A 7163-nucleotide genomic window follows, 5' to 3' on the forward strand; every position below is an offset into this window, starting at 1 on the left:
AATCGTTCACTGTTCATTTAAGGAGTGGATAGGTTTTCTTTTTCACCCTCATTCTCTCCCAGCGCGGTGGCTCTAGTTCTTCTTTTGCCACCGTTCTCATCTTTGGTTAGTCTAAACTACAGTTTTTGAATGTTGGCGATTAACTCGCCAACGATATCTTGTCATATGCGGCGGCAATTGATGAATTCTCACTCGTTAAAACCGAATGCAAGCTTTGAGACGGGGGTTTAAACCTCCGCCTCTTTTCGGGCAAGCATAGTTAACCTAACGGCTCGGAGAGCGACTTGGTGGCTCGGTTTCCGGTGGCTCGGGAGCCGGAGACGTTGACTCAGCAGCCCCAGGATTCAGCGATTCCTCCCAAATTTTGATTTGCGATTGCGCTTGCTCAAAAGCCCGAGATCCTGAGGGAATTTTCTTTAAAGTCGCGATCGCCCCAGCCAGATCCGACGACGATTGTTCCACACCCATCGCCAAAATCCGCTGGCTCCACTCCTCAATCGCCTCGCTCGCTTGCCAGCGGAGCGAACTCGTATCCGGTACCTGAAGCGCCAGCGTAATTGCTGCTTGCAAGGAGTCAGCAGTTCCCGCTTGGGCGGCCTGACGGGCGCTCTGCAAGCCTTGCTCGCCCTGCAATTGAGCTTCCCAAGTCCGAATGTTCGATCGAGCTTCCTCATATAGCACCCGTCCCGATCGAATCCGGCGGGCTATATCAATGGCCTCGGCTAAATTGCCCCTAGCCGCTAGTTGCTGAGCTCTCTCCAAAAATGGCTGATCTTGAAGCCGCTGTCTTCTCTCGATCCAAGCTTGAATTTTGGTTTGAGCTTCCCCGTACAGCGCCCTTCCTTGGCCGATCCGAGAAGCTTGAGCTACGGCTGCTTCCAGGGAATTTGGATCGCCGGTAGTCGCTAAATCGTTAGCTCTTTGCAGGTACGGACTGTCTTCTAGCAGTTCGATTTGACGGCTCAAGCGATCGATTTGAGTCCGAGCTTCCTTAGAGCGGGGATTTGATTCCGGGACTGTTTGCAATTGGGCGATCGCAGCCCTCAAGTCCTTGACCCCTCCCGGCGCTGCCAGCCTGCTTGCCAAATCCAAAATTTTCACATCAGCCATTTCTTGCTGCCAGCGGGCGACTAAATCTTGAGCTTGTTTGTACAAAGGGCGGCCGTCTTTCAACTTTTGAGCCAGATCGATCGCCTTAGACAAACCATCAACAGAACCCGTCAAAGCCTGAGCCGTAGCCTGAGCCAACTCGTTAAAATCCTGTACTTGTTCCTTTAAATTTGCAGTTTCTGGAATCTTGTTAGCGATCGAGATCGCCTGCTGCCAATCGCCTGTCTGCAAGCGTTTTTGGGCGATCGCCATCACTTTCTTGCTAAATTCCGCGATCAACTTATTGGCAGCTTGATACAAATAACTTTTTTGATCGATGCCCTGAGCCAGCTTAATCCCTGTCACCAGATTGTCGAGCCCTCCCTCCGAGGCTGTATTCCTGGCTTTTACCAACTTATTGCCCTCAGCCTTGGTCGCCTGAATTACCTTAGTGAGTTCCTCATACTTCGTCGATTCCCAGAAAGTATTTCCCGTATCCAACAGCAGAGTAGCTTGGCGGAAAGCCAGCCCCCACTCTTCCTGACGCAAGTGGTCTTCTGCCGTGCGGTAAAGTTTCTCTGCATCGCTCCATATTGACTGCCACTTTTCAATCTGCTGTTGCACCGTCGTATAAGCAGGAACGTCTTGGGGAATCTTGCGGGCGATCGCGATCGCCTCCTCCAGCTTTCCTTCTTGGAAACTAGAATTTCCTAACCTGAGAATATCCTGCGACCAGCGATCGATCTGACCGTTAATTCTCGGCCGCAGCGGGTGGTCTTGTGGCAAAGCATTCACTAATTCGATCGCGCGCAGCAAATCATCCGCTGTCCGTTTGCTGGCTGCTTCTTGAGCGCAAAAAAAGCGATCGTTAGCAGAAGCCGTCGGCCAAAAAATCTTCGAGCAATTCGACTGTGAGGTTAGGTTTAGCAAAGACGAAATTGCCACAAACCCCATACCCACCGACATCAGCAAACTCACCGCCAGCCAAAACTGCCATTTCTTCGACCAGAAGCGCCACAGCCGATAGGGGTCACGTGGCGGTTGCGAGTTTTCTCCAGACTCTTTCGGCTGCTGTTCCAGATGCCCTCCCGGCAGTTTTCCTGAAGTAACCAAATCTCGGATCTCTTTAAGTCGCTCAGCGCGATTTTTCCTGGCTGGAATTGGCACTAGCGAGGAAGTATCCTTTTTTGACTCCAAGGATTCTGATGCAGACCAACGGCCTGGTGTTTTGCGATCTTGACTCATAAATCTCCGCTCACCACAAACAGCAACCAGCCGGTCTTAGTTATTGCAAAACTGCGATCGCTGATATCTACTGCTCTATAGAATGTATCCATCACTTTGACATATCTCCCGCAGGCGGAACACTGCAAGAGCCGTAGCTTGCGGGGCGGGACGCCATCGCCCACAACGCCCCAAACAAAATTTCACGATAAGGTAATAGATAATGCGTAATCGACAATTGTTGACAACTCCCCAGGGCTAAAGCCACGTGGATTCTTGGTTCATTGGGACTACTCATGTAGCTTGCCCTCCCCAAAATTCACTGCGATGTGCCCCACCGCTGCATATCCACGTTGCAAAACGACTTGTGCCGCTGCAACATCTCGATTTGTCTGATAGCCGCACTCGGAGCATTGATGCACCCGTTCGGACAGTTCTTTCCTGCCCGTATGAGTTTGACACCTGGGACAGGTTTGGCTGGTGCCACTGGCATTAACCTTAGCGAAATACCTGTCGCGCTTAAAGCAAACATGGCTTAAGATGCTGAGAAACTGACCAAACCCAGCATCAAGCGTGTGTTTGCATAGCATCCCTGCTGACATTGCTTTAAGATTTAAATCTTCAGCAAATACCGATTGCCCTTGGTCGCATAAATGGTGAGCGGTTTTGAAATGAAAGTCTTTCCGACTATTCGAGATGTACTCGTGGTATTTGGCTATTTGATGTTGGAGTTGACTATATTTTCTCGACCTTTTTTTCTTACGCTTGAGTTGACGTTGCAGCGATTTCAGCTTGCTTTGCCCATCCACAAAAAATCGAGGTCTATCGATTAACTCCCCATCGGAAGTTGCCAAAAAGTGTTCCAACCCTAAATCAATCCCAATTCCATGTCCCGATAGCAATGCTTGAGGAACTTCAACATCACATTGCAAAGTGAGCATGGCATAGTAACCAGATGCTCGCTTCACAACACGAATTTGCTTAACTTCAAACCCCTCTGGAATCGGGCGCGATAGATGTATCTTGACGCGGCCAATCTTAGGCAAATTCACCCAGTCTGCACCCTCAAAACGCTGAACTGATTCTAGGTTTAATTGGGGAAACACAAATGAGCGCATCCGCTGTTTAAATCTAGGAAACCCGTGCCCCCGATCCCACATCGCCACAAACGCTGCCTCTAATTGGCGCAACACCTGTTGCAAGACATGGGTATGAGGTAGCTTCAGTTCAGGAATCAACTGCTTTGCCTGTCCGAGAGTTTTGCACTGACGCGCAAAGGTTGGACGGGGTGCATCAGCGGGGATCGTGTATTCCTGCCGGATGCTGCATGAGTTGACATCACACTTACGGGAGTTCACCCAATCCTTCCGTTCTCGCAATGCAAAGTTGTAGACCTTGCGGCAGATAGTCAGCCACTGGTCGATGGTTTCGCGTTGTGCGTCGGTGGGAATGAGTTTGTATTCGTAGGTGAGATTCAACATTCGACCATTCTACAACCAGCCTTAATAAATAATATTCCGTTTATTCAAATTCCTCGACGTAGAGTTCTAGGCGACTGAAGTCGCCTCCGGCCTATCCCCAAGTCGGTCGCCAGGGGCTTGCTCCTGGTTTTTCGGTCAGTACCAACTCGCACTCAATAGAGCCAATTACACATTATGGTCTCAAGAACCGGAATTCGATCGCAAATCCCCGATCAGTTCGGCAAGTTCGTCGCTGTTAGCTTTGTAAACCTCATTGCAGAAATGGCAAGTAGCCTCAGCCCCGCCATCTTTTTCGATCATGTCTTGGAGTTCGGCTTCGCCCAACATTTTCAGAGCTCCCAAAACTCGATCGAACGAACAGCCGCAGTGAAAGCGCACCATCTGAGTTTCCGGGAAAATTTCCAGGCCCATATCACCCAGTAACTCTTCCAGAATCTGGTGCAGAGTTTTGCCCGATTGTAGCAACGGCGTAAAGCCCGACAGTGCAGCCACCCTAGATTCTAGAGTTTGCACGAGTTCTTCATCCGTCGCCGCCTTCGGCATCACCTGCAACAGCACGCCCCCAGAAGCTTGCACCCCCGCCGCCCCCACAAACACCCCCAAAACCAGAGCCGAAGGCGTCTGTTCTGAGGTTGCCAAATAGTTAGTCAGATCGTCCCCAATTTCGCCGGAAACCAATTCTACCGTACTTGAGTAAGGAAAGCCGTATCCAGCGTCGCGCACCACATACAAATAGCCATCACCGATGGCGCCGCCGACATCAAGTTTGCCTTTAGCATTGGGCGGCAATTCCACTGAGGGATTGCTGACATAACCTCGAACCGTGCCATCAAGTCCCGCATCAATCAGCAGTCCACCGAGGGGCCCATCTCCTTTGATGCGAATGTTGACTCTCGATTCAGGCCGCTTCATGCTGGAAGCGAGTAACAGCCCTGCTGACATCGTGCGTCCGAGGGCAGCTGTAGCGACGTAGGAGAGCTTGTGCCGCCCTCTTGCTTCTTCTGTCAGACGGGTGGTAATGACGGCTACAGCGCGAATTCCACCATCTGCTGCTGTAGCGCGAATTAATTGATCGGCCATGAAAAACCTGACTTGTCTTTTGATACTGCTGAAACTATTTTAGAAGGTTGTCGAGAAAGATAGCAGCAGTTGAGTTGGTGGATATGGGCGATCGAGCTTCACGACTCCTCAGGGCGCGGGGGCTGCGACGCAAGCCAGTTTTATTGCGATCGTACAAAAAAGTACGTAGTTGGGATGCGAGCCCTCTCGATCTAGGGATTGCTGAACAAGTAAAGTTTGGCTCAAAAAGCGAAGCGATCGCCGATTCTAGGAAGCAAGCAAGTTAAGTTTTTGTTTAAATTCGCGATCGAGAACATCAGCTTTGACAATCACCGCTAACTCACCAGTGGTTATTGATGAAAATTGACACATAATAAAAAGCCACAATAACCTTTTCAATCCTGCAACAAATTAGCTCTAAATTCAGTTTGTAATGGATTCAGATTTAAATCATGTTTAAAATTCAAGCTATTTAATATTTAAATTACAATACTTCGGACAGTTTTTTAACGACTCTGTAAGCGTTACAGCGTAAGCCCTGGCATTTTTAATGTTTTTTTGAAACGAGCGGGCTAGACTCAAACATTGAAAAAATACTCATCCCTATAGCCATCAAGGGTTTGAGATACTCGATTAGATCTAAAAATGTCCGAAGTATTGTAAATTACATATTCCAACGATACTCCGAGCAATGTCACGCTCATGGCTTGAGTAATTGTTGATACAGAATTTGAATGTGGACAAAGCTTATACTCCCGCTAACCTAACGATCACCTAACCTTTACCTGGATCGGTTAGAGTGAGATCGCTAGCTCTCACACTAATGTTTTTTAGCTGGAAATAACGGATATGCCACCAACATCGAAAGCACTTTTAGCGGAAGTCCAGCATAACACAGGAGCAACTCGAAACTTGCATTTTTATGCAAAGGGCGAAACCATTCCTTTAATGTCCCAAGGCCTTTGGCGCGTCTGTCAAGGTTTAGCACAACTGAGTACCCTTTATCCCACCGGGGAAGAAGGACTTTTGGGTTGGGTGGGGCCTTCGATGTGTTTCGGTTTGTGGTTGACTTCCTTGCAGACTTACCGAGCTACGGCAACATCAGACGTTTATTTGATGTGGTATTCTATGGTGGAAATTGAAGCTTCTCCTCAATTGGCTCACGAGTTGTTGCCTCAAATGGTGCGGCGGCTGCGGCAAATGGAGTCAATTTTGGCGATCGCCGGACAGCGCCGAGTAGAAGACCGTTTGTATCAACTTCTGCTATTATTGCAACAGGACTTCGGTCAGCCTGTGGTTGAAGGAACTCGTTTGAGCATCCGTTTGACGCATCAAGATATTGCTAATACTATTTGCACGACGCGGGTAACGGTAACCCGAATGCTGGGAAAATTGCAGCAGCAAGGGTTAATTAATCGAGATGGCGATCGGCATTTAATACTTAATAAAGGTGTCTTTGCGTCCACCTCCGAATTGTTTGGCTGCAACCCTCAAGCAGTCTAGCACCGACATCTATCTATTCGCATCTACACTCTACATAAAGTCTTCGAGTATTGGCTATCAAATCCCACTCCATGAGAATTGTTGGTCTCGATATTTCTCGCGCTATCTACAGCCATACCTTTGCAGTCACAAAAGATATAATTAAACGGTGCGTCTACTTAAAAAACAAACCCATGGGTGACAACTCCTACACCAACTGAATACAGTATGATGTAGGCTTCTGGGCGACTCCCGGTATCCCGTCGGACATTAACTGAGCTTTAAAGACGAATTGCCCTATCGCCTTGTTTTTAATATTGATAGCTGCGTTGTGGTCGCGGTCGAGACTGCACCCACACTTGATGCAGTCGTGCCAACGAATATGCAACTTCTTTGGTACTTTCTCTCCACAATTGGAACAATCTTGTGAGGTGTTATAAGCGCTTACTGGGACAACCAACTTTCCCAGCATTTTCGGCTTTGTTTGTCAGTATTGACAGGAAGTTTGACCACCCAGCATCCAACACAGATTTAGCCAATCTTGTACGAGCTAGACCCTTTACATTCAAGTCTTCAACTGCAATAACATCGTATTTACTCAACAATTTTACCGCAGTCTTAAAGTGAAAATCTTTGCGTTTATCTGCAACTTTTTTGTGTTGCTTACCCAGTTGCTTAACCGCTTTCTGTCTGCGGTTGCTTCCCAGGGCGAACGCATCTAAACTTTATATTAACAGAATATGGTATATTGGAGAAGAATTGTTGAGTAACTACAAAATATTTAATTAGGGTTTACCTGTATGAAACTCAAACCTAAAATCACCATCG

At 48.2% G+C, this 7163-nt stretch carries 7 protein-coding genes; 2 read left to right on the forward strand and 5 right to left on the reverse strand.

The features are described 5' to 3' along the window. Positions 1-264: 264 nt before the first annotated feature. The 3 genes from QZ918_RS32595 to hslO form a co-directional block, all read right to left on the reverse strand. On the reverse strand, positions 265-2334 hold the full coding sequence (locus QZ918_RS32595) for a hypothetical protein (protein ID WP_293343110.1): 2070 nt from the start codon (positions 2332-2334) through the stop codon (positions 265-267). 269 nt (positions 2335-2603) lie between these two features. After that, positions 2604-3794 carry an RNA-guided endonuclease InsQ/TnpB family protein gene (locus tag QZ918_RS32600; RefSeq protein ID WP_293343113.1) on the reverse strand — a complete coding sequence of 397 codons (1191 nt, stop codon included), beginning with the start codon at positions 3792-3794 and terminating at the stop codon, positions 2604-2606. A 180-nt stretch (positions 3795-3974) separates the two neighbouring features. Continuing rightward, positions 3975-4874, reverse strand: coding sequence for an Hsp33 family molecular chaperone HslO (gene hslO / locus QZ918_RS32605; protein ID WP_293343116.1), 900 nt, complete (start codon positions 4872-4874; stop codon positions 3975-3977). A 47-nt stretch (positions 4875-4921) separates the two neighbouring features. On the opposite strand from hslO, the gene QZ918_RS32610 reads away from it, so the two are divergent. Both QZ918_RS32610 and QZ918_RS32615 read left to right on the forward strand, forming a co-directional pair. Continuing rightward, a complete protein-coding gene (locus QZ918_RS32610; protein WP_293343119.1) occupies positions 4922-5140 on the forward strand; it encodes a hypothetical protein in 219 nt (72 codons plus the stop codon). A 562-nt stretch (positions 5141-5702) separates the two neighbouring features. Further along, positions 5703-6356: a Crp/Fnr family transcriptional regulator gene (locus tag QZ918_RS32615; protein WP_293144560.1), complete on the forward strand. Its 654-nt coding sequence runs from the start codon at positions 5703-5705 to the stop codon at positions 6354-6356. A 187-nt stretch (positions 6357-6543) separates the two neighbouring features. Here QZ918_RS32615 and QZ918_RS33365 read toward each other — a convergent pair whose 3' ends face one another. Both QZ918_RS33365 and QZ918_RS33370 read right to left on the reverse strand, forming a co-directional pair. Continuing rightward, positions 6544-6807, reverse strand: a complete 264-nt coding sequence (locus QZ918_RS33365) for a zinc ribbon domain-containing protein (protein ID WP_527250467.1) — start codon at positions 6805-6807, stop codon at positions 6544-6546. Then, a complete protein-coding gene (locus tag QZ918_RS33370) occupies positions 6770-7042 on the reverse strand; it encodes a transposase (protein WP_527250468.1) in 273 nt (90 codons plus the stop codon). The genes QZ918_RS33365 and QZ918_RS33370 overlap by 38 nt, the downstream gene beginning before the upstream one ends. Positions 7043-7163: the final 121 nt, after the last annotated feature.

It is taken from the genome of Microcoleus sp. CAWBG58 (assembly GCF_020883045.1).
Taxonomy (GTDB): Bacteria; Cyanobacteriota; Cyanobacteriia; order Cyanobacteriales; family Microcoleaceae; genus Microcoleus.

Coding starts and splice junctions, on each gene's coding strand:
- QZ918_RS32595 (WP_293343110.1), bottom strand. CDS start 2,334: ATGAGTCAAGATCGCAAAACACCAGGCCGTTGGTCTGCATCAGAATCC.
- QZ918_RS32600 (WP_293343113.1), bottom strand. CDS start 3,794: ATGTTGAATCTCACCTACGAATACAAACTCATTCCCACCGACGCACAA.
- hslO (WP_293343116.1), bottom strand. CDS start 4,874: ATGGCCGATCAATTAATTCGCGCTACAGCAGCAGATGGTGGAATTCGC.
- QZ918_RS32615 (WP_293144560.1), top strand. CDS start 5,703: ATGCCACCAACATCGAAAGCACTTTTAGCGGAAGTCCAGCATAACACA.
- QZ918_RS33365 (WP_527250467.1), bottom strand. CDS start 6,807: ATGCTGGGAAAGTTGGTTGTCCCAGTAAGCGCTTATAACACCTCACAA.